We start from the raw sequence: 21,630 nt of genomic DNA, 5'->3' as shown, positions 1-21,630 counted from the left end.
AAAATATTCAAAGGAGTGATTGTATATGGAAAAAGTAGATGTAAAAGAATCAGCTGTAGGAAGAGAAATGCGAATTCGCAAACAGTGGAACGAACAAAATATTTTCGAACAATCAATTCAGAATCGAGAAGGCGCACAGTCTTTCGTATTTTATGAAGGACCACCAACGGCGAACGGACTACCGCATGTAGGTCATGCACTTGGACGAACAATTAAAGACTTAGTAGCAAGATATAAAACGATGGCTGGTTATAAAGTGTTAAGAAAAGCAGGATGGGATACACATGGTTTACCTGTAGAATTAGGCGTTGAGAAGCAACTTGGTATTTCTGGTAAACATGAGATCGAAGAATATGGCATTGAACCATTTATTCAAAAGTGTAAAGAGAGTGTTTTCACATATGAGAAGCAGTGGCGCGAATTCACTGAAAGTATTGGTTATTGGGTAGATATGGATGATCCGTATGTAACTTTAAAGAATCCATATATCGAAAGTGTATGGCATATTTTGGGGACAATCCATGAAAAAGGATTGTTATATAAAGGACATAGAGTTTCACCATACTGCCCAAGCTGCCAAACCTCATTGAGCTCACATGAGGTTGCACAAGGGTATAAAACAGTAAAAGATTTAAGTGCAACTGTGAAGTTTAAAGTGAAAGATAGTGAAAATGAGTATTTCTTAGGTTGGACAACGACACCTTGGACACTTCCAGCAAACGTTGCGCTTGCTGTCCATCCAAATATGGAATACGTTAAAGCAAAACAAGAAAGTCATGTATACATTGTTGCAAAAGAACGTGTACAAGAAGTATTAAAAGAGAATTATGAAGTATTATCTGTTCATAAAGGCGAAGAATTATTAAACACATCTTATACAGCACCATTTCCGATGAAAGAAGTTACAAATGGTTACCGCGTTATTGCAGCAGATTTTGTAACGGGAGATAGTGGTACAGGACTTGTTCATATTGCTCCAGCATATGGAGAGGACGATTATAGAGTTGTTCAAAGTGAAGGATTGTCATTCTTGCACGTTGTAGATGAAAAAGGTGAGTATACAGAGGCAGTACCATTTTTGAAAGGGAAATTTGTAAAAGATTGTGACGTGGATATCGTTCGTTATTTAGCGAAGGAAGGTTTACTGTATCATAAAGAAAAATATGAACATAGCTATCCGCATTGCTGGCGTTGTGATTCACCACTACTTTATTATGCAGGAGAAAGTTGGTTAATCCGAACAACTGCAATTAAAGATACATTTTTACAAAATAATGATTCTGTTACTTGGTATCCGGATCATATGAAACATGGACGTTTTGGTAAGTTTTTAGAAAATATGGTAGATTGGAATATTAGCCGAAATAGATATTGGGGAACGCCATTGAATGTATGGGAATGTGAAAGTTGTGATCATCAGTTCGCACCGAAAAGCATTGCCGAATTAAGAAAGAATAGTACGAAAGAAACACCAGAAGATTTGGAATTGCATAAGCCTTATGTAGATGAAGTGCAAGTCTGCTGCGGGAAATGCGGAGGCACAATGAATCGTACACCAGAAGTGATTGATGTTTGGTTTGATAGTGGTTCTATGCCATTTGCACAATATCATTACCCATTTGAAAATAAAGAGTTATTTGAAGAGCAGTTTCCAGCGGATGTTATTGCAGAAGGAATTGATCAAACACGCGGCTGGTTTTATAGTTTATTAGCAGTATCAGCACTATATACAGGAAAAGTACCGTATAAACGAGTGTTATCACTAGGGCATGTTTTAGATGAAGAAGGGCAGAAAATGTCTAAAAGCAAAGGAAATGCACTAGATCCAGTTGATTTAGTAGATAAATTTGGTGCAGATGCGCTAAGATGGGCTTTACTTGTTGATAGTGCCCCGTGGAATGCGAAGCGTTTTTCTGAAAGAACAGTACTGGAAGCGAAATCTAAATTTGTAGATACATTAGTCAATGTGTATAGCTTCTACGTTTTATATGCAAATTTAGATGAGTATAATCCGAAAGAAACGTATGATGTAAAGCTTACGAAATTAGACGAATGGGTATTATCAAGATTGCATAGTACAACGAAAAAAGTGAGAACTGCACTTGATGATTATCAATTTACGAATGCAGCTCGTGAAATTGCAGCACTTGTAGATGAAGTGAGTAACTGGTATGTAAGACGCTCACGTAATCGTTTCTGGGAATCTGGTATGAACGCTGAGAAAGCAGCTGCGTATGAGACACTTCATGAAGTGCTTGTAACAATTAGTAAATTAATTGCACCATTTACACCGTTTGTCGCGGAAGACATTCATCTAAATTTAGAAGGAAGCAGCGTTCATTTAGCCGATTATCCAGTTGTAAATGAATCACTACTTCAACCGAAATTAGAAGCGGAAATGGATGCTGTTTTACAAGTTGTTGAACTTGGAAGAAGTAACCGTAATCAGCATTCTTTAAAAGTAAAACAGCCGCTAGCAGAACTTGTATTACTTGAACATAACGAGAATGATATGGATTGGGAATCTTATCGTGATATCGTTATGGATGAGTTAAATGTAAAAGCATTCCATGTTGAACTCGATGAAACAAAATACACATCATATCAATTGAAGCTTAATTTTAAAACAGCGGGGCCAAAATTCGGTAAAAATGTGAATGCAGTGAATGGTTGGCTAAAACAATTATCACAAGAAGAAGTACAAAACTTTGTATCAACAGGAAGAGCAGTTTACGAAGCAACACCAGGAGAAGAAGTAGTTGTAACTGCTGAAGATGTGTTAGTTGAGAAAGTTGCAAAATCAGGATTCTCTAATACGACTAACGGACAATATACAGTTATGTTAGATACGAATGTAACGGAAGAATTGTTACAAGAAGGAGTAGCGCGTGAATTCATTCGTGCGGTTCAAGAATATCGTAAACAGTTGAATTTACCAGTTAATTTACGAGTCAATATTATTCTTGATACAGAAGAAGAACTACAGCGAACGTTAACGAACCATAAAGATTTATTGGAAGAAAACTTACTCGTTAAACAATTTACATTTGGTCACTTAATGAACGAAGACGATGAACTTTCTTTAGGTGAAACAAAACTTAGAATTAAATTAAGTGCAGCTAATTAAAGAAAAAAGGAAGTTGGAATGATTCCAGCTTCCTTTTTGTATGATTAGAATTTATTTGACTATACATTCGATAGGACCACTAGCAATTGTCTTTTTTCATAGCGTGCCGAACACAATACTGTAGAAATATATTTCTACAGTATTGTGTTCAATTTATACATAAATATTGAGAAAATTTCACTTACCCTAAATGGAAAGGTAATAGAAGTGCTCATAGAGAATTACTCGTAGATTCAATTTTTATCCATCCGTTTTGCGGGGAATGATTGCCTAGTGGTAATGGGATAAGGTTGAGCTACTTTATTAGGGGGAGTGGTTCTATGTTTAATAAAAAAATGGTGGCAATGGCAATGACTGTGCCGTTAGTAATGGGGACAATTTCTACGGTTTCGGCATTGGAAAAACAACAGCAAGTAAAGTTAGAAGCTTATTCGCCACAGAAAAAAGCAACTGAATATTTAAAAGAAAATGCTGCGCAGTATGGATTGAAAACAGACCTTTCAGACTTGCAATATATTTCTACAACAGAAACGTCAGTAGCTTCATATGTTAGGTTCCAACAAGTTGTTAATGGTGCACCTGTATTTTCAAAACAAATAACAGTTACGCTTAACGGAGAGGGAAAGGGAGTACTCGCTGTTTCTGATTATCAGCCTGTTACAGGTGTGAAGGAAGTAACGACAAAAATTAGTGAAAAAGATGCAATACAAAAATCAATGGCGTATGTTGGAGAAGCAAGTGAGCAAAATTTATGGGCTCCTACAGATAAAGAGTTCGGATATATTGTTGAAGAAGGAATTGCTCGTCCAGTATATAAAGTTGTAGTCCATTCTAATAATCCATTTGGTGCATGGGAAACATTTATTGATGCAGAAAATGGAAAGTTAATTAAAAAGGTTGATATAAACCGAAAAGCTGAAGGGACAGGAAAAGTATTTTTACCTAACCCTGTCGTATCAAGCGGGAGTTTAGTGGGATTAAAAGATAATAATGATGCAGATTCTACAGCGCTAACGAACCAATTAAAAACTGTTACTTTAAAAGGTTTAGATGGGACAGGTTTTTTAATTGGAGAGTATGTAACGATTTCTTCAAAAGCGAGAACAAAATCTACAAACTTACAATTCAACTATACACGTGCAAATGATAGCTTTGAAGATGTAATGTCATATTATCATATTGATACATTGCAACGTTATATTCAAAGTCTAGGGTTTAAAAATATTAATAATCGTTCGATTAAAGTGAATGTGAATGGAACAACAGCTGATAACTCATTCTATTCACCGACAACGAAAGCTTTAACATTTGGTACTGGCGGTGTTGATGATGCAGAAGATGCTGGAATTATCGCACATGAATACGGACATTCGATCCAAGATAACCAAGTTCCTGGCTTTGGTAGTTCAACAGAAGGCGGAGCGATGGGAGAAGGATTTGGTGACTTCTTAGGTGCTACGTATGAAGATGCTGTATCGACAACAGGATACGGAAAAGCATGTGTTGGAGAGTGGGATGCGGCAGCTTACTCTAGTTCAGATCCAACGTGCTTACGCCGATTAGATACGAATAAAGTGTATCCGAAAGATATAAAAAATCAAGTACATGCTGACGGTGAAATTTGGTCACAAGGACAATATGAGATGGCACAAGCTTTTGGCCGTGATGTAGCAACGAAAATTATTTTACAATCGCACTGGTCATTAACACCAAACTCTAAATTCAGTGATGGAGCAAAAGCGATTAAACAAGCGGATGCTCTTTTATATGGCGGACAACATGCTGCGGAAATTGATCGTATTTGGGCAGCTAGAGGAATTAGTACGAATTAATATAAAAAGTCGTGGCATTTTATAAGCCACGACTTTTTAATTTGCTTACGAACTGGTGCTAGTAAATAAAACTATATCAATGATAGTGTGAATATATCCGTGTTCCATTTACTTTTTAGCTTCTTTAAAAACAAAATGCTCTTTAAATTTTCTAGACTCCACTTTTTGCCCATTTCGCATCGATCGGAATGGGTGTTCTTGCCATGTAATCATTACATCAACTTCATCTGCTTTTGTAGCAACAGGTAAATTAGCCTGTTCAAATCCAGTTTTTCCACTTGCCAAACGACTTTCCTTTAGGGAGAAGAGTTCATATTTCGTTTTTGTTTTTGGCTCGTTGCGGAATACTTCGACGTTTACATTATATACTTCACTATTCCCGACATTCTTTACTGAAAAATGATATGTTTGAAATTCATTTTTTTTAGCTTGAAGCATATTGTTGTTTGTTTTTTTCGGCTTATCAATATTCACTTGCCATTGATCAGAGTTTTGAGAGATTGGTAAAGATTTTGGTGAATAGGCATACGTTTCGTTTACTACAATTAAGCAAAACAAAAGGAGAAAGAAACTAATTGCTTTTTGCATATACACACCTCGCTTTAAAATTTTTATTAATATGCGTAAATGAATTAGTTTTTATGTAAAAATTGGAAAATATTAAAGGTGTAATTTAGGATTTAATACATAAGAATATGTATTACAAAATTAACTTTTCACACTTTAGAAGAAGTTAGGAGTTATAAAACCAGAATGTTTCAAAAAAAGCTTGCGTTTTATAAGGTGAGGAGTTAGAATACTCTGTAAATATAAAAAGTGATGATCAGGAAAAGTACATGGTGCAAAGGTCTACAGAGAGCAGCCGGTTGCTGGGAAGGTTGCGATACCGCATGATGGAAAGACACCTGTGAGTGTTGCTTTGAACGTGATTATTAGTAAAAGCAAACGGTACCTACCGTTATCAGGGCTAAGATGGTCAATATGACAATTTGGGTGGTACCGCGGAAAAAATCCGTCCCTATTTATAGGGGCGGATTTTTGTATTCTTTGAAAGGGGGTGAGTGACCGTGGATGATGACGATGACAACAATAACGTAAATAAATATAAAATTACTGGAGGGAAAAATAATGGATTCAATAATGAAGCGTTCACTCACAAAAGAATGTACAAAGAAAAGCGGAAAGGTTGTATTACTTCAAGGATGGGTAAAAAAGATTCGACATCTTGGAAATGTTAGTTTTTTATTATTACGGGACAGAACAGGAGTAATTCAATGTGTATTAGAAAATGAATTGGCCGGATATAAAGTTGATGTAGAAAGTGTCGTCCATGTAATCGGTGAAACAGTCGAGACGTCGAAAACAGAATTGGGTGTTGAAGTACTTGCTCATGAAGTGAAAGTAATAAACGGTGCAGAGCCACTTCCATTTGAAATAAATAAAAAGAAGTTACAAGTTGGCTTAGATCAACTACTTAATGAGCGAGTAATATCATTAAGGCATGAGCGAACCGCAGCGATTTTTAAAGTGAAATCTACACTCGTTCAGAGCTTTAGTGAATTTCTTATAGAGAACGATTTCACACGGATCTTTACGCCGAAAATTGTTTCGCAAGGGGCAGAAGGAGGAGCAAATGTTTTTAAGCTTCCATACTTCCAAAAAGAAGCTTATTTAGCACAATCACCACAGTTTTATAAGCAAATGATGGTGGCAGGTGGGTTAGAACGAGTTTTTGAAATTGCACCTGTATATAGAGCGGAACATCATAATTCTTCCCGTCATTTGAATGAATATATATCGTTAGACGTAGAACTTGGTTTTATTCATGATTTTTATGAAGTGATGCAACTAGAAACGGATGTTTTACGATATATGTTTCAACAAGTAGCGAAAAAATGTGAAATAGAACTACAACTATTACAAATAGAAGTACCTGTTATTACTGAAATACCTAAAATTACATTGTTAGAAGCACAAGAAATTTTGAAAAGTAAGTATCGTAAAGAATCTCCTGTAGGGGATTTAGATACAGAAGGTGAAAAGTTACTAGGGAAATATGTAAAGGAAACATATAATAGTGAATTTGTTTTCATTACACATTATCCGAAAGAAGCGAGACCGATGTATACGATGCAAAATAAAGAGAATCCAGCTATTACTGATTCATTCGACTTATTATATAAAGGGCTAGAAATAACGTCAGGGGCACAGCGAATTCATAATTATGAATTATTACTCGCTTCGTTTAAAGAAAAAGGATTACATCCAGAGAAATTTCAATCTTATTTAAATACATTCCGATATGGTTGTCCACCACATGGAGGTTTCGGAATTGGGTTAGAAAGGATTGTATATAAACTATTAGAATTAACAAATGTACGAGAGGCTAGTGCTTTTCCGAGAGATTGTACTCGTCTTATACCGTAAAAAGAATCTTCGCGATTATCGCGAAGATTCTTTTTTTATAGTTCGTTTGAAAAGGTGAAAATATAGACTCTTTCTTTTTATAATAAGCTTAGTAAAAGTCAGTTGAAATATGAACCATTTCGACAAAAAAATAATATACCCCTTGACAGTTACAAATATAACCGATATACTTCATATTAATTTCAAAAGAAAATATATTCTAAATATTACAATGTGTTGAATAGGAGTAGTAAGGTCATGTATTTGTACAGAGAGCTATGGGTTGGTGTGACATAGTCAAATGACATCCTGAACTCGCCTAGGAGCAGTAAGGTGGAACGGAATTACATTCTTAGTAAATCTTAACGGTTAACCTTCGATATTAGGTTTGTAATCAAACGATTACTACTAAGGTGGATTCATAATGGAATCAATAAGGGTGGTACCGCGTTAAGTAAATGGCTTAGCGTCTCTTTATATAGAGATGCTAGGCCATTTTTTTATTATATGGAAGAAGAAATGGAGGGTTTATTTGAATAGGTTTATAAAATTTATTTATTTATATAAAAAGATTTAATTAGGAGGAAAATGAGATGAAACAGACGGAGCAATGGACTTCGAAATTAGGTTTTATAATGGCGGCAGCCGGATCAGCAATTGGACTTGGTGCGATATGGAAGTTCCCTTATATCGCTGGGAAGAGTGGGGGAGGAGCGTTCTTTTTAATATTTATATTATTTACTGTTTTAATTGGACTACCGCTACTTATAGCTGAATTTATGATTGGACGCAGTACGCAGAAACAAGCAGTTGGAGCATTTAAAAGCATCGCACCAAATACAGGATGGCATTGGATTGGACGCCTTGGTGTTGGAACGTGTTTTATACTACTTTCATTTTATAGTGTTGTAGGTGGATGGGTATTAATTTATTTATTCAGAGGAATAACTGGACAACTGATTACGCCAGGACAAAATTACGGCACATTATTTACTGAAACAATTGGGAATCCTGCTTGGGCTATTATGGGACATTTCGCTTTTATGTTCATTACGATATGGGTTGTATCAAAGGGTGTACAAAACGGAATTGAAAAAGCAAGTAAATATATGTTGCCAGCATTGTTCGTTTTATTTGTCGCTCTTATTATTCGTTCGTTAACACTTGATGATGCAATGAAAGGTGTGAAGTTTTTCTTACAACCAGATTTCTCAAAGATTACTTCGGAAAGTATTTTGTTCGCAATGGGGCAATCATTCTTTGCAATTAGTATCGGGATTTCAATTATGGTTACGTATAGTTCCTATTTAAATAAAAAAGAAAGTTTACCAAAATCAGCAATAACAATTGTTGGATTAAATTTATTTGTTTCATTATTTGCAGGTCTTGCTATTTTTCCAGCCGTATTTTCATTAGGAATGGAGCCGACAGAAGGACCTGGATTACTATTTATCGTATTACCATCTGTATTTAGTCAAATCCCATTCGGTGGATTTTTCTTAACAGTATTTCTTGCACTATTTACATTTGCGACATTAACATCAGCATTTTCTCTACTAGAAACTGTTGTTTCAGCATTAGCAAATGGTGAACAAGAAAAGAGAACGAAATTATCATGGCTGATCGGTTTCGGCATTTTCTTAGTAGGTATACCATCAGCGTTATCATTTGGAGTATGGAGTGATATTACGATTTTCGGAAAGAATATTTTTGATGCAGTAGACTTCTTATCTAGTAATATATTAATGCCACTTGGAGCACTATTTATTAGTATTTTCGTTTCATTCAAAATGGAGAAGAAGCTACTAGAAGCAGAGTTTTTTGTAGGTGGAAATTATGGAAAGAAAGTATTTACTTGTTGGGCATTTTTACTTCGATTTGTAGCACCACTTGCAATAATTATCGTCTTCTTAAATGTAATAGGGATTATTTAACAATAAATGTTATAATATTCAGTAAAAAGAAGATGGTGATGTTTATGGCGAATTTGATAGAAACAGGAGAGTATATGAATGTTAGAGGGAAAAAGCTATACGTTGAAACACATGGAAATCCTAAAAATAAGCCAGTCTTATACTTGCATGGTGGTCCAGGAGAGAGTTGTTATGATTTTTCATTTCACCAAGCGGAACGTTTAAAAGATTCTTTATATGTAATTATGATAGATCAAAGAGGTGTTTGTCGCTCAGAAGAAATTACTGAAGACGAAGCTTTTGGATTAAATGATTTGATTGAAGACTGTGAGGAATTAAAAAAAGTATTACAAATTGAGAAGTGGTCTATAATTGGACACTCTTTCGGTGGATATGTAGCATTGCTTTATGCGTCGATATATCCAAGTTCAATAGAGAAAATAATATTTGAAGGACCAACTTTTAATTTTGCATTAACAAGTAGGGCTTTGTTGCAAAAGACAGGGCATTTATTAAAAAAGTATGGAAAAGAAGAAGTAGCAGAAGAGTCTCTTGCTTATTCATCTAGCGATGCTAGTTCAGAAGAGTTGTTAGAAGCTTATATAAGATTAAGCGCTGAATTAGAAGAAAAAAGAATGGAGGTTTACAATAATAAGGAAGATAGGACAGATGAGAGTTTATACAGTGATGAAGAGTGGGAAATATTTTTAAATCGCTCCAAAATTCACTTTGATAGATTAAAATTAGAGGGAGCATGTCATACATCATTATTATCAAAAATAAAAGATGTACAAAATCTAATGTTATTAATAGTAGGAAAACATGATGTAGTAACGTGTGAAGAACAAATTAAAACATTTAATAAAGATGCCCGAAACGGCAAGTATATCGTATTTGAAGAGAGCGGTCATTCACCTCATTATGAGGAAGCAGATAGATTTGCAGAAACAGTCATACATTTTTTGAAATGAAGAAAAGGGTGCTTCTATAAATGAGAGGCACCCTTTCTAAATTTCTGGATATGTGATTGTGATGCTAGGCCACTTACTTTGCCAATTCTTTTTTATAACTCTGTTTTTGTACATATGTAATCGTTCTTTCGATTTAAGAAAATGAGCTGTTGGTTTCACTTGTAAGGAAAGGACATCTTCAATACCACATGGGGCTGTTAAGATAACGTTGTTTAGTTCATCAAGTGTAACTCCTAAAGCCGTTGCTGTTTCAGGGAATTTAGATATAGCATTAACAGAAGAAGAATATGGTGGCATATTATTCACTACATGCATACGAGCTTGATTTTTTACAGACCAAGGGATAGTAGCATCAATATTCATTAATTTCGTTTCTAATGATTGTTCGTATATCTCATCTTGATGTAGACTATCATAATAAATCACATCAACATCAGGCATAGCCGTTTTAGCTTCATAGTCATGTAAAGTATCCCAAATTTTAGAACGAACAAATCCGGCACAAATCCACCAATCAGGTAGCTCTAGTGATTTTGCCATTTGTAATACATTCATCATCCATTCGTCGTTTTCTATTAAGCGAATTATATCTTTCTCTGTTTTGATCTTCATTGATAAATTCACCTTTCTAGTAAATTAATGCATCAGTTCAATAATCCATAAAATCCAGTAAGCACCTGGTACAAATAGCAGTTGTGCTAATAATGTGCCGAGAAGTCTAGAAATCATTAGCCAACCATACATTTTACTCATAGATTCAGCACCGCTTTCTGATTGTAGAGCACGTTCTGTTAAAAGAGCAATGCGTGGATCGAGTAATACAGTTAATAAAATAGTGGCGAAACCATTTACAAGGCCAGAAGCTGTACTTGCATTTGTTGCATAATCTGGATTTAAAAAAGAAGCGTAAAGGGCTGAAAGTACCCCTGCTGTATAAATAGCAGTAGCAAACATGTTAATAAGCATAATACGCTTTGGAATACCACCGATACGCAGTCTATGAATCATTTCTAACTTTGGAAAACGGACATATTTTTTTGTGTACTTTAATTTTTGAATGTTATTCGTTTTCATCATTCGAATGAAAGAACCGTCTGTTTCAAAGTTTTGAATGACATATCCAAATAATTTTGTCAAAGTTGGATAAAGAATGATCGCGATTAATGTACCGATAGAAGCCGATAATAGTACGAGTCGTATAATATGCTCTAAATTAATAGAAGAATCTAGTTTTGCTTCATCGACAATACCACCGATTAAAAAGGCTTGTAGTAAGTTTGATGTTCTTGAAATAAGTAACACCATTCCTACAACAGACAAGGCAACCGCAATCTTCTTTAAACGTACTCCAGCTAATCGAATACTATAAGAGCTTGTTTCAACTGCGTGGATCACAATTGTGAAAGCCATTATAAAAATTAACGTAATTGACATTTGTTTCACCAGTTTCTATTAAAATAATTGTAACTTTTTTACTTTATCATATCTATCGTATTTTGTAACTGAAAGTATGTGACATATGGAAATTGATTTTTCGAAAAAATAGATAATGATAGTATAATAGGGAGAAGTGAAAGAGATGTTAGCAGTTATTTATACAGCAAATTAAGTGGAGGAATGAAACATGTATAAAACATTTCTATTTGATTTAGATGGAACTTTAACGGATCCGAAAGAAGGAATTGTAAATTCGGTTTTGTATGCGTTAAAAAAAGTAGGAATTGAAGAAGTACATATAAGTGAGTTAGATTCATTTATAGGTCCTCCTATTCAGCAATCATTCGTAGAGAGATATAATATGAGTGAAGGAGAGGTTGAACGTGCAGTTTTTTACTTCCGTGAGTATTTAAAGCAGCGTGGATTGTTTGAAAATAATGTATACGAGGGGATTCTGAAGCTCTTGCAACAATTAAAAAGTTCAGGGAATCGCATATTTGTAGCAACTTCAAAGCCCACTGTATTTGCGAAACAAGTTATAGAGCATTTTCAATTAACGAATTATTTCGAAGACATCATTGGAAGTAATTTAGATGGTACGAGAATAAAAAAAGAAGAAATAATTGCTCATATTTTACAAAAAAATGAAGAACTAAATAAAGAAGAAATGATAATGATTGGTGATAGAAAGCACGATATAATAGGTGCAAATCAGAATGGAATTGCTTCAATTGGTGTTTTATATGGCTATGGCTGTGAAAAAGAACTGACTGAAGTTAGTGCGACCTACATAGTGAAAGATGTTGAAGAACTGTATCATTTTTGTGTAGAGAAAAATTTAATACAGCAGTAAATATAGATTCTAGCAATCCCTTTATAACGTATGACGATGAATTCGTTTCTGTTTAAAGGGATTTTTCATATGTAATCGAATAATTATAATTAGACATTTTTAGCATAAAAATTTGTATGAATAAGAGGAGGGATGTCAGAATTAAAAGGTTAGTAGAAATTTATCAATAAAATTTAGAATATTCTGTTTAATGGAGGGGTAAAATTGGAGTTAGTTATTATATTATTAGCACTAAGTTTACTTATGTTCGTAGCATACAGAGGTTTTTCTGTTATTTTATTCGCGCCGATATTTGCATTATTTGCAGTATTTTTGACAGAACCTAGTTATGTATTACCTTTCTTTTCTAATATCTTTATGGAGAAAATGGTTGGATTTATAAAATTATATTTTCCTGTGTTTTTATTAGGAGCAATATTTGGAAAAGTAGTGGAAATGTCAGGAATTGCAGATTCTATCGCAAAAACAATTATTGAGTTAGTTGGTGAAAAACGTACTATATTAGCGATTGTATTAATGGGGGCTATTTTAACGTATAGTGGTGTTAGTGTGTATGTAGTAGTGTTTGCTGTTTATCCGTTCGCAGCTAAGTTGTTTCGACAAGCTAATATTCCAAAGCGTTTAATCCCTGGAACGATTGTTCTTGGAGCAGTAACGTTTACAATGGATGCGTTACCTGGATCACCACAAATTCAAAATGTAATACCTACAACATTTTTTAAAACGGATATTTATGCTGCACCGATACTTGGGATTGCAGGAGCAATTTTTGTTCTTACAGTAGGTTTACTATATTTAGAGAGTAGACGTAAGAAGGCAAAAGCGGCAGGTGAAGGATACTTTGGTTTTAATGATGGAAATACTGAAATGGCAGCATCTTTGCAAGTAGAACAAAAAAATATGCCATTAATTAATAACATTGAAATCACAAGAGCACAACAATTTATTGCATTTATACCACTTATTTTAGTAGGGGTAATGAATAAAGTGTTTACTATTATGATACCGAAGTGGTATCCAAGCGGTTTTGATTTTTCTGCAATTGGTATGAAAGCATTTGGAAAAGTAGAATTAAGTGCAGTAGTAGGAATTTGGTCTGTAGAATTGGCACTTATTATAGGGATCTTAACAACGTTATTATTATATTGGAAGCGAGTAGTAACAGGTTTCCAAGCTGGATTGAATACAAGTATTGGTGGAGCGCTACTTGCAACGATGAATACAGGAGCTGAGTTTGGATTCGGTGGTGTCATTGCAGCACTTCCAGGTTTCGCAATTATGAGAGATGGCATCTCTGCTACTTTCACAAATCCGTTAGTGAATGGTGCAGTAACGACGAATATTTTAGCTGGAATTACAGGCTCGGCATCAGGAGGAATGGGAATAGTATTAAGTGCAATGGGAGATAAATTTATTGCAGCGGCCAATCAATTTGATATTCCATTAGAAGTTATGCACCGTATCGTATCAATGGCATCAGGAGGAATGGATACACTACCACATAACGGGGCTATTATTACTATTCTTACAGTAACAGGATTAACACATAAACAGTCATATAAAGATATATTTGCTATTACAATTTTGAAAACGGTTGCTGTATTTTTAGTTATCGCATTCTATACTTTAACAGGACTCTATTAAAAAATTTGAATCGTAAAGATTCATCAAATCGATAATTTATGTTATAAAATATTAATTAGGATAAGAAGGGGTGGGGGACTTGCAAGAGGTTTCTGAGTTTCGTATGCCAAATTCGGTATTATATGGAAGGAATTCGCTTGAAAAACTGGGAGAACAATCAAAAAAGTTAGGGAAAAGAGCTTTTATAGTTACTGATACAATTATGGAGAAATTAGGATATGTTGAAAAGTGTATGCAACAACTAAATAAGAAAGGTATTACTGTTAGTACATATAATAAAGTGGATGCTGAGCCTACAAATATACACGTATTAGAAGCGTTATCTCTTTGTAAAGAGGAAAAGTGCGATTTTATTATCGGTATTGGTGGTGGAAGTTGTATTGATGCTGCGAAAGCGGTAGCGGTTTTATATACAAATGGTGGAGAAGTTGAGGATTATGTCCAAAAGGATATTAAAATAGAAAACAATCCACTACCACTTATTGCAATTCCAACAACTTCTGGTACTGGATCGGAAGTTACAAGTGTAGCAGTAATTACGAATAAAAAAACAGATGTAAAAATGATGATGAAGCATCCTAGTTTTATACCGAAAGTAGCAATTATAGATCCAGTTTTGACAAGTTCGTTACCCCCACAAATTACGGCAGCAACAGGAATAGATGCGTTATGTCATGCGATTGAAGCTTATATTTCTAAATTTTCACAACCACTTACAGATGTACTTGCTCTTTCAGCTATTGAAAGTATTATGAAATATTTACGTATAGCATATGAAGATGGACGTAATATGGAGGCAAGAGAAGCGATGATGATTGCTTCTTTACAAGCTGGAATTGCATTTTCTAATGCATCAGTTACATTAGTTCATGGAATGTCAAGGCCAGTGGGAGCATTATTTCATGTACCGCATGGAATATCAAATGCCATACTATTACCTACAGTGTTAGAGTTTACAAAAACAAGCGCAGTGAAAAGGTTAGCAAAAATTGGACACAACTTAAATAAGGATTTGTATTCGAATTCTGATGAGGAAGTAGCAGACTATACGCTTGGGGAAATAAAAAAGCTTTGCTATGATCTTCGTATTCCAAATTTAAAAGAATACGGAATCGATGAAATTGAATTTGAAAATGCTATCTCTAAAATGGCATCAGATGCAATTGAAAGTGGTAGCCCAGCTAATAACCCACGTGTTCCATCATATGATGAAATCAAAGAGTTGTATCGAGAGTGTTTTAATTATAAGTATAAAGAATTTATAAAAACATCAGAGTGTTAATTTCAGAATATTCTATTAAAATTTCCTTGGAAATGAAAGTAGAATTATTCTTTATTATTCCGTTAAAACAAGACTTTATATTCCAAACTTAAAGTCTTGTTTTATTATGTATAATATACACAATAAAACGTTGTTATTAGTTTTATAAAAATAGTTTAGGTAGGTGTTTATATGAAAACGATAGGTCTTATAGGTGGTATGAGTTGGGAATCAACTTCTGAATATTATCGAATTATTAATGAAGAAATAAAAGAGAGATTAGGAGGGCTGCATTCAGCAAAATGTTTGATTAATAGTGTGGACTTTGAAGAGATTGAAAGATTCCAGTCTAGAGGAGATTGGAATGGAGCAGGTGAAGTTTTAGCGAATGCGGCATATTCATTACAAAAGGGAGGAGCAGACTTTATAATCATTTGTACAAATACAATGCATAAGGTAGTTGAAAAAATAAAGGAGAAAATTGATATTCCAGTCTTACATATTGCTGATGCAACTGCAAAAGAAATTAAAAGAAAAGACATTCAAAAGGTTGGTCTGCTTGGAACTAAATATACAATGGAGCAAGATTTCTATAAGTCACGTATTGAAGAGCATGATATAAAAGTAATAGTACCATCAGGAAGAAATAGAGAAAAAGTAAACGAAGTAATATATACAGAATTATGTTTAGGAAAAATAGTAGTTCAATCTAGAGAGTATTATAAAAGGGTTATAGAAGAATTAGTACAAGAAGGAGCACAAGGAATTATATTAGGTTGTACGGAAATAGGTTTATTAATAAAGCAAGAAAACGTATCTGTCCCGATATTTGATACAGCTCATATACATGCAATTGAAGCGGTCAAGGTAGCTCTAGATAGAGCATAATTATATTATGTAAACTCTATTCGTATATCTGGAAAACATTCAGAAAATATTTTATAATGTAAGTGGTTACATTTGAGGGGGAATGCGTATGTTTTCAGTTCAACCAATCGCATTTGTACATAATGAAAGAAAGGAAATAAAAGATGATGAGTGGGGAGAAGTAAGATCCCGTATAACTTTAACTGAAATGTATGCAGAAAAAAGTATACAAGGGATTGAAGATTTTTCTCATATTGAAGTTGTTTTTTATTTTCATAAAGTAACTGACGAGCAAATTCAGTATTTTGCTAGACATCCTAGAAATAATAAGGATTATCCTGAAGTAGGTATTTTTGCACAGCGCGGGAAAAATCGTCCGAATCGCATAGGTGTAACAATTGTAAAGGTGATCAAAAGAGAAGGTAAATCAATTATTGTTGAGGGATTAGATGCTATTGATGGCACTCCTATATTGGGTATAAAACCAATAATGAAAGAGTTTATGCCGACAGAAGAAATACACCAGCCTAAATGGGCAACGGATATAATGAGACAGTATTGGAAGGGGAATGGAGTAAAATGAGAATATATGAGGCAACAATTGCAGATTTAGATGGACTGGCATCAGTTTTTAATAACTATCGCATGTTTTATAGACAAGATTCTGATTTAGAAGGTGCAAAAGTATTTTTACGAAATCGAATTGAGAAAAAAGAGTCCGTTATTTTCGTAGCAGTTGAAGATGGCGAATATATTGGGTTCACACAACTATATCCATCATTTTCTTCCATTTCAATGAAAGAATTATGGATTTTAAATGATTTATTTGTACAAGCGGCGAAGCGTGGAGCCGGAACAGGTAAAAAATTATTAGAAGCTGCTAAAGAATACGCATTAGAGAATGGAGCAAAAGGTGTAAAATTGCAAACAGAGATTGATAATTTATCAGCACAACGATTATACGCTGAAAATGGCTATTTGAGAGATAATCGTTATTTCCATTACGAATTAACGTTTTAAAAAATTAAGTTGAAAGAGGCATTTTCAAGAAAAAGAATTTCTTTGTAATGAGAAATTCTTTTTTATTTTTGCCTAAATTAAAAAACATGACAAAAATAAAACGATATTTATTTATTGTTAAACAATAAATGTTGTGATAAAATTATGTTGCCATTAAATAAGTGAGGTATTGTAAATGAATCTTAAACGAAGTTCAACAATGTTCTTAAAAGTAATTATTTTTCTTGCTGGAATTTCAGTGCTTGCTTTATGCATATTTTTAGTGCCGGAAATGGCGGATTTCACAGCGAATTTGTATCCTAACATTGCTCCGATAAAATATCTTGTTTTCATTGTAATGTATGGAGCAGCTGTGCCTTTTTACGTTGCTCTTTATCAGGCTTTCAATCTTTTACAGTACATTGATGAGAACACAGCGTTCTCGGAATTATCAGTAAAGGCGTTAAAGAATATAAAGCGCTGTGCAATTACAATCAGTGGTTTGTATGTATTAAGTTTGCCACTTTTTTATTTTATAGCGAAAAAAATGGACCCTCCTATTGGGTTAGTGGGACTCATTATCGTTTTTGCTTCGCTCGTTATCTCCGTTTTTGCTGCTATCCTCCAACGACTTCTACAAGAGGCAATTCACATAAAATCAGAAAATGATTTGACGGTTTGAGGTGGCGGATATGACAATCATTATTAATATTGACGTCATGTTAGCAAAACGAAAAATGAGTGTAACGGAGCTTTCAGAGAAGGTTGGAATTACGATGGCGAATCTTTCTATTTTGAAAAATGCGAAAGCAAAAGCGGTTCGTTTTTCAACATTAGAAGCGATATGTAAAGCTTTGGAGTGTCAGCCAGGGGATATTTTGGAGTATAAAAACGATGAGAATACTCAATAAAAACAGATAACAAATGTAAATAATAGAAGTCAATAAAGAAGGGATAGCCACTAAGCTATTCCTTCTTTACGTTAATTGCTGTTACTAATAAAAAATATAATTTGAATTGCAATGTTTGCGTATCAAAAGGGAACTTGCTACCTTTTGAGGTGATCCGTTTTGTGGAATACAATTATTTGCCAAAAGGCTATTTTAACTATGTTTTAAATTATTTCGGGTGAATCAAAATTTTCATTTGTATTATAGTTGATTTAAAACCCAGTTTGTTGCATCTTCAAAGTTATCTGCAATGTAGTTTGGTTCAATATGTGCCCATTTGTCTCGGTACGTATGCAAAGCATCATACCCAGCGCCTGTTCGGACTAGAATCGTAGTCGCATTTACTTTTGCTCCTGCAACAATATCAGTCCAACGATCACCAACTACAGCACATTGTGTTAAATTAAGTCCATGTTTTTTTGCTGCTTTAAGCAGCATGCCTGTACTTGGTTTACGGCATTCACAACCATCACCGTGTTTATGAGGACATACATAAATATCATCAAAACCGAAGCCTTCTAATTCTTGTACAAAATCGGCTACAGTTGCTATTCCATCTGCGATACCGGGTTGATTTGTGAAAGAGAAAATTTTTATATTTTTAGCTTTTAGTTTTTGCAAGGATGTTTTTGTGAATGGAAATAATGTAAAAGATCCTGGATAATGTATTGTAGTGTCACCACCAATTGTACCGTCACGATCAATGAAAATTGCTTTAATGTTTGTCATAGTTATAGTCCCTTCACTTTATAAAGTAGTTTAAAAATATTTTACAAATCGGTAGCCATTTACTTCATAACCTAATTTTTTATAAAAAGGATGAGCTTCTACTCTTTTTGTTCCACTAACTAGCCATGTGCCAATGCAATTATGTTTCTTTGCTAATTGCTCGGCATAATCCATCAAAACTTGTCCAATGCCTTTCCGTCGTATGTTAGAATCAACGCTAATAATTGAAATCTCTCCATAACGTGTTACATCTTCTAAATTTTCACGTATACGAAATCCAAGTAATCCAAATATAGCTTCTTCTTCCTCGTAAACATATAAAAAATCAAACGGACTCATTTGTACGAATTGTAGGCGGTTGTTCATATCTTCATAGGAAATAGAGGAACCTTTTAATTCTTTCGTTAAAGAACAAAGTGCGTCTATATCATCTATCGTTGCTTCACGAATTTGAAAAGACATATTATCAACTCCAATAAAATGTAATCAAACATTTAATATTCTGTTAAAAAATGTTTTTTCCTGCTATGAAAATAAATATTTTATAATGATATATAGATAGTTATATGTTATTCTTTTCCTTGATTGTATTGGAAATGGAAAGAAGGGGAATGCATGTTAAAAGTAAATATCCGCTCAGCTGGATATGAAATAGGCGAAAAAACAATTCATGATATAGTTTTTTCTATCGAAAAAGGTGAACTAGTTGCTCTTATTGGAGCAAATGGTGCTGGGAAAAGTACGACGATTAAAACGATACTCGGATTACTTGTAAATATGGACGGTGAAATATCATTCGGTGAAAAGAAAAATCCGTATGCATACGTACCAGAACATCCAACATACTATGATTACTTGACGCTCTGGGAACATATTGAATTATTAATGGCAGCTCGTGGAAGTGAAATGGGAAGTTGGGAAGAACGAGCGGAACAATTATTACATACTTTTCGAATGAATAAGCATAAACATGAGTATTTATCAAAGTTTTCAAAAGGCATGAAACAAAAATCTATGCTAATATTGGCGTTTTTAACTGAGCCAGATTTTTATATCATTGACGAACCTTTTATCGGTTTAGATCCAGTAGCTACGAAAGAGTTTTTAAATTATTTATATAAAGAAAAAGAGCGCGGGGCAGGAATTTTACTTTGTACGCACGTATTAGATACTGCTGAAAAAATTTGTGAAAGATTTTTACTCATTTCACAAGGTACATTAGTCGCAGATGGACATTTAGAATCTATTCAAATATTAGCGGAAATGCCGGGTAGTTCATTATTAGACTGCTTTGATGTAATTGTAAGGCGTGAACAACATGATTAAACAACAATTTTATAAGAGATTACGCCATGAACTTGAGCGGAAATGGAAGTCTATACGTTCGGTAACAGATTGGACAGTCGCATTATATATTATTATTCCAGCACTTATATTTATGGGAATCTATTATCGATCGCTATGGATAAATGAATTATCAACGGAAGAGACGATTTATTTCGGATTAGGATTACTCGCATTTTATCTAGTAACATATCCAAGAGGAGTTCGTTCATTTTTTGAGCAAGCGGATAGTTTATTTTTAATTTCGTATGCAACACATATGCGAAAATTAGTCCAGTATGGCATGATGTACACATTTGTTCGAATAGGGATAACGAATATAATAGTAGTCGTTATTATGTTACCAGTGTTGATGAAAAGTATCGAAGTAACAGAGATACAAGTCCTATTATTTTGGGTATTCTTTACTATATTTCGATTTATGTTGTCGTTGTTAACGAGATTTGTTCATGTACATGTGGGGAAACGATGGGTTTTATGGATTGTAAAAAATGTAGTATTTTCTATGAGCGTGTCCTTTTTTGGAATTAGTTTATTTTTTATTTATAAAAATCCGTTGTATTCAATTCTATTTATCGGTCTAGTAATTTTCTTAAGTAGTGTATTAGTAAAAGAGAAAATAAATTATAAAAAGTTCTTTTTTAAGGAAATCGAGAAAGAAAAGGAGGAAAGCATGCGCTGGACGAGCGGAATTATGCAAGTTGGTGGTCATGCGGCTAAACCGAGTAGTTCGAATAAAAAACCGTGGATGTTTCCGCGCTCTAAAAGACTTTTAGGGAAAAAAGCTGATTCTCGTATTGTCGAATCTTTTTTGAAAGAATTTTTCCGTACAAGTACTGCACGAATATTTTATATTCAAATTGTATGTATCAGTACTGCAAGTATAATTATGACTCCAAGGTGGATTGCAGCTATTGTTCTCGTATTTGCTGTAGTTGCAATTTCTCGCTATGCACGTGATTATTGGAATGAATTTACGAATAAGATGTTTCTTCGTTTATATTGTGATGAAGGGAAATTACTATTGTTAAGATGGAAGGCAGATCGTTATTTACTACTACCAGCAATACTTTTATATGGAATAGTTATACTTTCACAGTTTTATTTATTGCCAGCTGTGGTAGGCAGCGTTGTTTTTATTTTATTAATTGTATGGATTGTATTTGTACCATTAAAAAAGAGCCATTGTGGTCATCTCCCTGTCAAGTAGACAGTAATAAAAAGAGTATTATGCCACGGCCTTTTCCCGATATTCTATCGGGGAAAGGCCGTGAAGTTTTTCTTGGAACCTTTCTGT

The 21,630-nt window shown here is 34.1% G+C and carries 21 protein-coding genes and 2 other annotated features; of the genes, 15 read left to right on the top strand and 6 right to left on the bottom strand.

Annotated elements, in window-relative coordinates:
- Nucleotides 1-25 precede the first annotated feature (25 nt).
- Together ileS and ACTFO4_RS28840 are read left to right on the top strand one after the other, a co-directional pair.
- Entirely contained in the window at nucleotides 26-3,127 is a 3,102-nt protein-coding gene (ileS, locus tag ACTFO4_RS28845) for an isoleucine--tRNA ligase (protein ID WP_440014561.1), read from the top strand.
- A 320-nt stretch (nucleotides 3,128-3,447) separates the two neighbouring features.
- Nucleotides 3,448-4,959 carry a M36 family metallopeptidase gene (locus ACTFO4_RS28840; RefSeq protein ID WP_153581224.1) on the top strand — a complete coding sequence of 504 codons (1,512 nt, stop codon included), beginning with the start codon at nucleotides 3,448-3,450 and terminating at the stop codon, nucleotides 4,957-4,959.
- 108 nt (nucleotides 4,960-5,067) lie between these two features.
- On the opposite strand, the gene ACTFO4_RS28835 is transcribed toward ACTFO4_RS28840, so the two are convergent.
- Entirely contained in the window at nucleotides 5,068-5,547 is a 480-nt protein-coding gene (locus ACTFO4_RS28835) for a hypothetical protein (protein WP_440014560.1), read from the bottom strand.
- A gap of 222 nt (nucleotides 5,548-5,769) precedes the next feature.
- Nucleotides 5,770-5,982, top strand: a binding site (T-box leader).
- Between the two features lie 105 nt (nucleotides 5,983-6,087).
- Here ACTFO4_RS28835 and aspS point away from each other — a divergent pair.
- The 3 genes from aspS to ACTFO4_RS28820 all read left to right on the top strand — a co-directional run bounded on the left by aspS (nucleotide 6,088) and on the right by ACTFO4_RS28820 (nucleotide 10,249).
- Nucleotides 6,088-7,386, top strand: coding sequence for an aspartate--tRNA(Asn) ligase (gene aspS, locus ACTFO4_RS28830; protein WP_000377334.1), 1,299 nt, complete (start codon nucleotides 6,088-6,090; stop codon nucleotides 7,384-7,386).
- A gap of 207 nt (nucleotides 7,387-7,593) precedes the next feature.
- Nucleotides 7,594-7,842: a binding site (T-box leader), on the top strand.
- A gap of 116 nt (nucleotides 7,843-7,958) precedes the next feature.
- Complete coding sequence (locus tag ACTFO4_RS28825) at nucleotides 7,959-9,299, top strand: sodium-dependent transporter (RefSeq protein WP_103622842.1); 1,341 nt, start codon at nucleotides 7,959-7,961, stop codon at nucleotides 9,297-9,299.
- Nucleotides 9,300-9,343: 44 nt separating this feature from the next.
- Nucleotides 9,344-10,249 (top strand): alpha/beta fold hydrolase, encoded by a 906-nt coding sequence (locus tag ACTFO4_RS28820; RefSeq protein WP_103622841.1) that lies wholly within the window; start codon nucleotides 9,344-9,346, stop codon nucleotides 10,247-10,249.
- A 36-nt stretch (nucleotides 10,250-10,285) separates the two neighbouring features.
- Here the strand turns inward: ACTFO4_RS28820 and ACTFO4_RS28815 are convergent, their stop codons facing one another.
- Together ACTFO4_RS28815 and ACTFO4_RS28810 are read right to left on the bottom strand one after the other, a co-directional pair.
- Nucleotides 10,286-10,861 carry a nucleotidyltransferase family protein gene (locus tag ACTFO4_RS28815; protein WP_025687380.1) on the bottom strand — a complete coding sequence of 192 codons (576 nt, stop codon included), beginning with the start codon at nucleotides 10,859-10,861 and terminating at the stop codon, nucleotides 10,286-10,288.
- 24 nt (nucleotides 10,862-10,885) lie between these two features.
- The gene (locus tag ACTFO4_RS28810) at nucleotides 10,886-11,683 is read right to left on the bottom strand and encodes a lipid II flippase Amj family protein (RefSeq protein ID WP_000028915.1); all 798 of its coding nucleotides are present in this window, start codon (nucleotides 11,681-11,683) and stop codon (nucleotides 10,886-10,888) included.
- 190 nt (nucleotides 11,684-11,873) lie between these two features.
- On the opposite strand from ACTFO4_RS28810, the gene ACTFO4_RS28805 reads away from it, so the two are divergent.
- The 8 genes from ACTFO4_RS28805 to ACTFO4_RS28770 all read left to right on the top strand — a co-directional run bounded on the left by ACTFO4_RS28805 (nucleotide 11,874) and on the right by ACTFO4_RS28770 (nucleotide 18,221).
- Nucleotides 11,874-12,539, top strand: a complete 666-nt coding sequence (locus tag ACTFO4_RS28805) for an HAD family hydrolase (protein WP_000278485.1) — start codon at nucleotides 11,874-11,876, stop codon at nucleotides 12,537-12,539.
- A 204-nt stretch (nucleotides 12,540-12,743) separates the two neighbouring features.
- On the top strand, nucleotides 12,744-14,183 hold the full coding sequence (locus tag ACTFO4_RS28800; protein WP_440014559.1) for a GntP family permease: 1,440 nt from the start codon (nucleotides 12,744-12,746) through the stop codon (nucleotides 14,181-14,183).
- A 79-nt stretch (nucleotides 14,184-14,262) separates the two neighbouring features.
- Nucleotides 14,263-15,465 (top strand): iron-containing alcohol dehydrogenase, encoded by a 1,203-nt coding sequence (locus ACTFO4_RS28795; protein ID WP_326235297.1) that lies wholly within the window; start codon nucleotides 14,263-14,265, stop codon nucleotides 15,463-15,465.
- A 171-nt stretch (nucleotides 15,466-15,636) separates the two neighbouring features.
- Nucleotides 15,637-16,332: an aspartate/glutamate racemase family protein gene (locus ACTFO4_RS28790; RefSeq protein WP_017674127.1), complete on the top strand. Its 696-nt coding sequence runs from the start codon at nucleotides 15,637-15,639 to the stop codon at nucleotides 16,330-16,332.
- Between the two features lie 88 nt (nucleotides 16,333-16,420).
- On the top strand, nucleotides 16,421-16,894 hold the full coding sequence (locus ACTFO4_RS28785; protein WP_440014558.1) for an SAM-dependent methyltransferase: 474 nt from the start codon (nucleotides 16,421-16,423) through the stop codon (nucleotides 16,892-16,894).
- The gene (locus tag ACTFO4_RS28780) at nucleotides 16,891-17,331 is read left to right on the top strand and encodes a GNAT family N-acetyltransferase (protein ID WP_001223866.1); all 441 of its coding nucleotides are present in this window, start codon (nucleotides 16,891-16,893) and stop codon (nucleotides 17,329-17,331) included. Before ACTFO4_RS28785 ends, ACTFO4_RS28780 begins: the two co-directional genes overlap by 4 nt.
- A gap of 175 nt (nucleotides 17,332-17,506) precedes the next feature.
- The gene (locus ACTFO4_RS28775) at nucleotides 17,507-17,992 is read left to right on the top strand and encodes a DUF2975 domain-containing protein (RefSeq protein ID WP_061457146.1); all 486 of its coding nucleotides are present in this window, start codon (nucleotides 17,507-17,509) and stop codon (nucleotides 17,990-17,992) included.
- A gap of 10 nt (nucleotides 17,993-18,002) precedes the next feature.
- Nucleotides 18,003-18,221 carry a helix-turn-helix domain-containing protein gene (locus ACTFO4_RS28770; RefSeq protein WP_000152532.1) on the top strand — a complete coding sequence of 73 codons (219 nt, stop codon included), beginning with the start codon at nucleotides 18,003-18,005 and terminating at the stop codon, nucleotides 18,219-18,221.
- Nucleotides 18,222-18,461: 240 nt separating this feature from the next.
- Here ACTFO4_RS28770 and ACTFO4_RS28765 read toward each other — a convergent pair whose 3' ends face one another.
- Nucleotides 18,462-18,989 carry an HAD-IIIA family hydrolase gene (locus ACTFO4_RS28765; protein ID WP_000181785.1) on the bottom strand — a complete coding sequence of 176 codons (528 nt, stop codon included), beginning with the start codon at nucleotides 18,987-18,989 and terminating at the stop codon, nucleotides 18,462-18,464.
- A 30-nt stretch (nucleotides 18,990-19,019) separates the two neighbouring features.
- Nucleotides 19,020-19,451 (bottom strand): GNAT family N-acetyltransferase, encoded by a 432-nt coding sequence (locus tag ACTFO4_RS28760; protein WP_000009777.1) that lies wholly within the window; start codon nucleotides 19,449-19,451, stop codon nucleotides 19,020-19,022.
- A gap of 153 nt (nucleotides 19,452-19,604) precedes the next feature.
- Between ACTFO4_RS28760 and ACTFO4_RS28755 the strand changes: the two genes are divergently transcribed.
- Nucleotides 19,605-20,315: an ABC transporter ATP-binding protein gene (locus ACTFO4_RS28755; RefSeq protein WP_000921912.1), complete on the top strand. Its 711-nt coding sequence runs from the start codon at nucleotides 19,605-19,607 to the stop codon at nucleotides 20,313-20,315.
- Nucleotides 20,308-21,543: an ABC transporter permease gene (locus ACTFO4_RS28750; RefSeq protein ID WP_440014557.1), complete on the top strand. Its 1,236-nt coding sequence runs from the start codon at nucleotides 20,308-20,310 to the stop codon at nucleotides 21,541-21,543. Before ACTFO4_RS28755 ends, ACTFO4_RS28750 begins: the two co-directional genes overlap by 8 nt.
- Before the next feature lie 18 nt (nucleotides 21,544-21,561).
- On the opposite strand, the gene ACTFO4_RS28745 is transcribed toward ACTFO4_RS28750, so the two are convergent.
- On the bottom strand, nucleotides 21,562-21,630 hold a 69-nt coding region (locus tag ACTFO4_RS28745), incomplete at its 5' end, for an IS3 family transposase (RefSeq protein WP_325782447.1).

The organism is Bacillus cereus group sp. MYBKT14-1, assembly GCF_051915185.1.
Taxonomy (GTDB): Bacteria; Bacillota; Bacilli; order Bacillales; family Bacillaceae_G; genus Bacillus_A; species Bacillus_A cereus.
The sequence above is the reverse complement of the archived record's forward strand: the minus strand, read 5'-3'. Positions and strand labels throughout refer to the sequence as shown.

Excerpts from the sequence above, each read along its gene's own strand:
- ileS (WP_440014561.1), top strand. The coding sequence starts at position 26 with ATGGAAAAAGTAGATGTAAAAGAATCAGCTGTAGGAAGAGAAATGCGA.
- ACTFO4_RS28840 (WP_153581224.1), top strand. The coding sequence starts at position 3,448 with ATGTTTAATAAAAAAATGGTGGCAATGGCAATGACTGTGCCGTTAGTA.
- ACTFO4_RS28835 (WP_440014560.1), bottom strand. The coding sequence starts at position 5,547 with ATGCAAAAAGCAATTAGTTTCTTTCTCCTTTTGTTTTGCTTAATTGTA.
- aspS (WP_000377334.1), top strand. The coding sequence starts at position 6,088 with ATGGATTCAATAATGAAGCGTTCACTCACAAAAGAATGTACAAAGAAA.
- ACTFO4_RS28825 (WP_103622842.1), top strand. The coding sequence starts at position 7,959 with ATGAAACAGACGGAGCAATGGACTTCGAAATTAGGTTTTATAATGGCG.
- ACTFO4_RS28820 (WP_103622841.1), top strand. The coding sequence starts at position 9,344 with ATGGCGAATTTGATAGAAACAGGAGAGTATATGAATGTTAGAGGGAAA.
- ACTFO4_RS28815 (WP_025687380.1), bottom strand. The coding sequence starts at position 10,861 with ATGAAGATCAAAACAGAGAAAGATATAATTCGCTTAATAGAAAACGAC.
- ACTFO4_RS28810 (WP_000028915.1), bottom strand. The coding sequence starts at position 11,683 with ATGTCAATTACGTTAATTTTTATAATGGCTTTCACAATTGTGATCCAC.
- ACTFO4_RS28805 (WP_000278485.1), top strand. The coding sequence starts at position 11,874 with ATGTATAAAACATTTCTATTTGATTTAGATGGAACTTTAACGGATCCG.
- ACTFO4_RS28790 (WP_017674127.1), top strand. The coding sequence starts at position 15,637 with ATGAAAACGATAGGTCTTATAGGTGGTATGAGTTGGGAATCAACTTCT.
- ACTFO4_RS28785 (WP_440014558.1), top strand. The coding sequence starts at position 16,421 with ATGTTTTCAGTTCAACCAATCGCATTTGTACATAATGAAAGAAAGGAA.
- ACTFO4_RS28780 (WP_001223866.1), top strand. The coding sequence starts at position 16,891 with ATGAGAATATATGAGGCAACAATTGCAGATTTAGATGGACTGGCATCA.
- ACTFO4_RS28775 (WP_061457146.1), top strand. The coding sequence starts at position 17,507 with ATGAATCTTAAACGAAGTTCAACAATGTTCTTAAAAGTAATTATTTTT.
- ACTFO4_RS28770 (WP_000152532.1), top strand. The coding sequence starts at position 18,003 with ATGACAATCATTATTAATATTGACGTCATGTTAGCAAAACGAAAAATG.
- ACTFO4_RS28765 (WP_000181785.1), bottom strand. The coding sequence starts at position 18,989 with ATGACAAACATTAAAGCAATTTTCATTGATCGTGACGGTACAATTGGT.
- ACTFO4_RS28760 (WP_000009777.1), bottom strand. The coding sequence starts at position 19,451 with ATGTCTTTTCAAATTCGTGAAGCAACGATAGATGATATAGACGCACTT.
- ACTFO4_RS28755 (WP_000921912.1), top strand. The coding sequence starts at position 19,605 with ATGTTAAAAGTAAATATCCGCTCAGCTGGATATGAAATAGGCGAAAAA.
- ACTFO4_RS28750 (WP_440014557.1), top strand. The coding sequence starts at position 20,308 with ATGATTAAACAACAATTTTATAAGAGATTACGCCATGAACTTGAGCGG.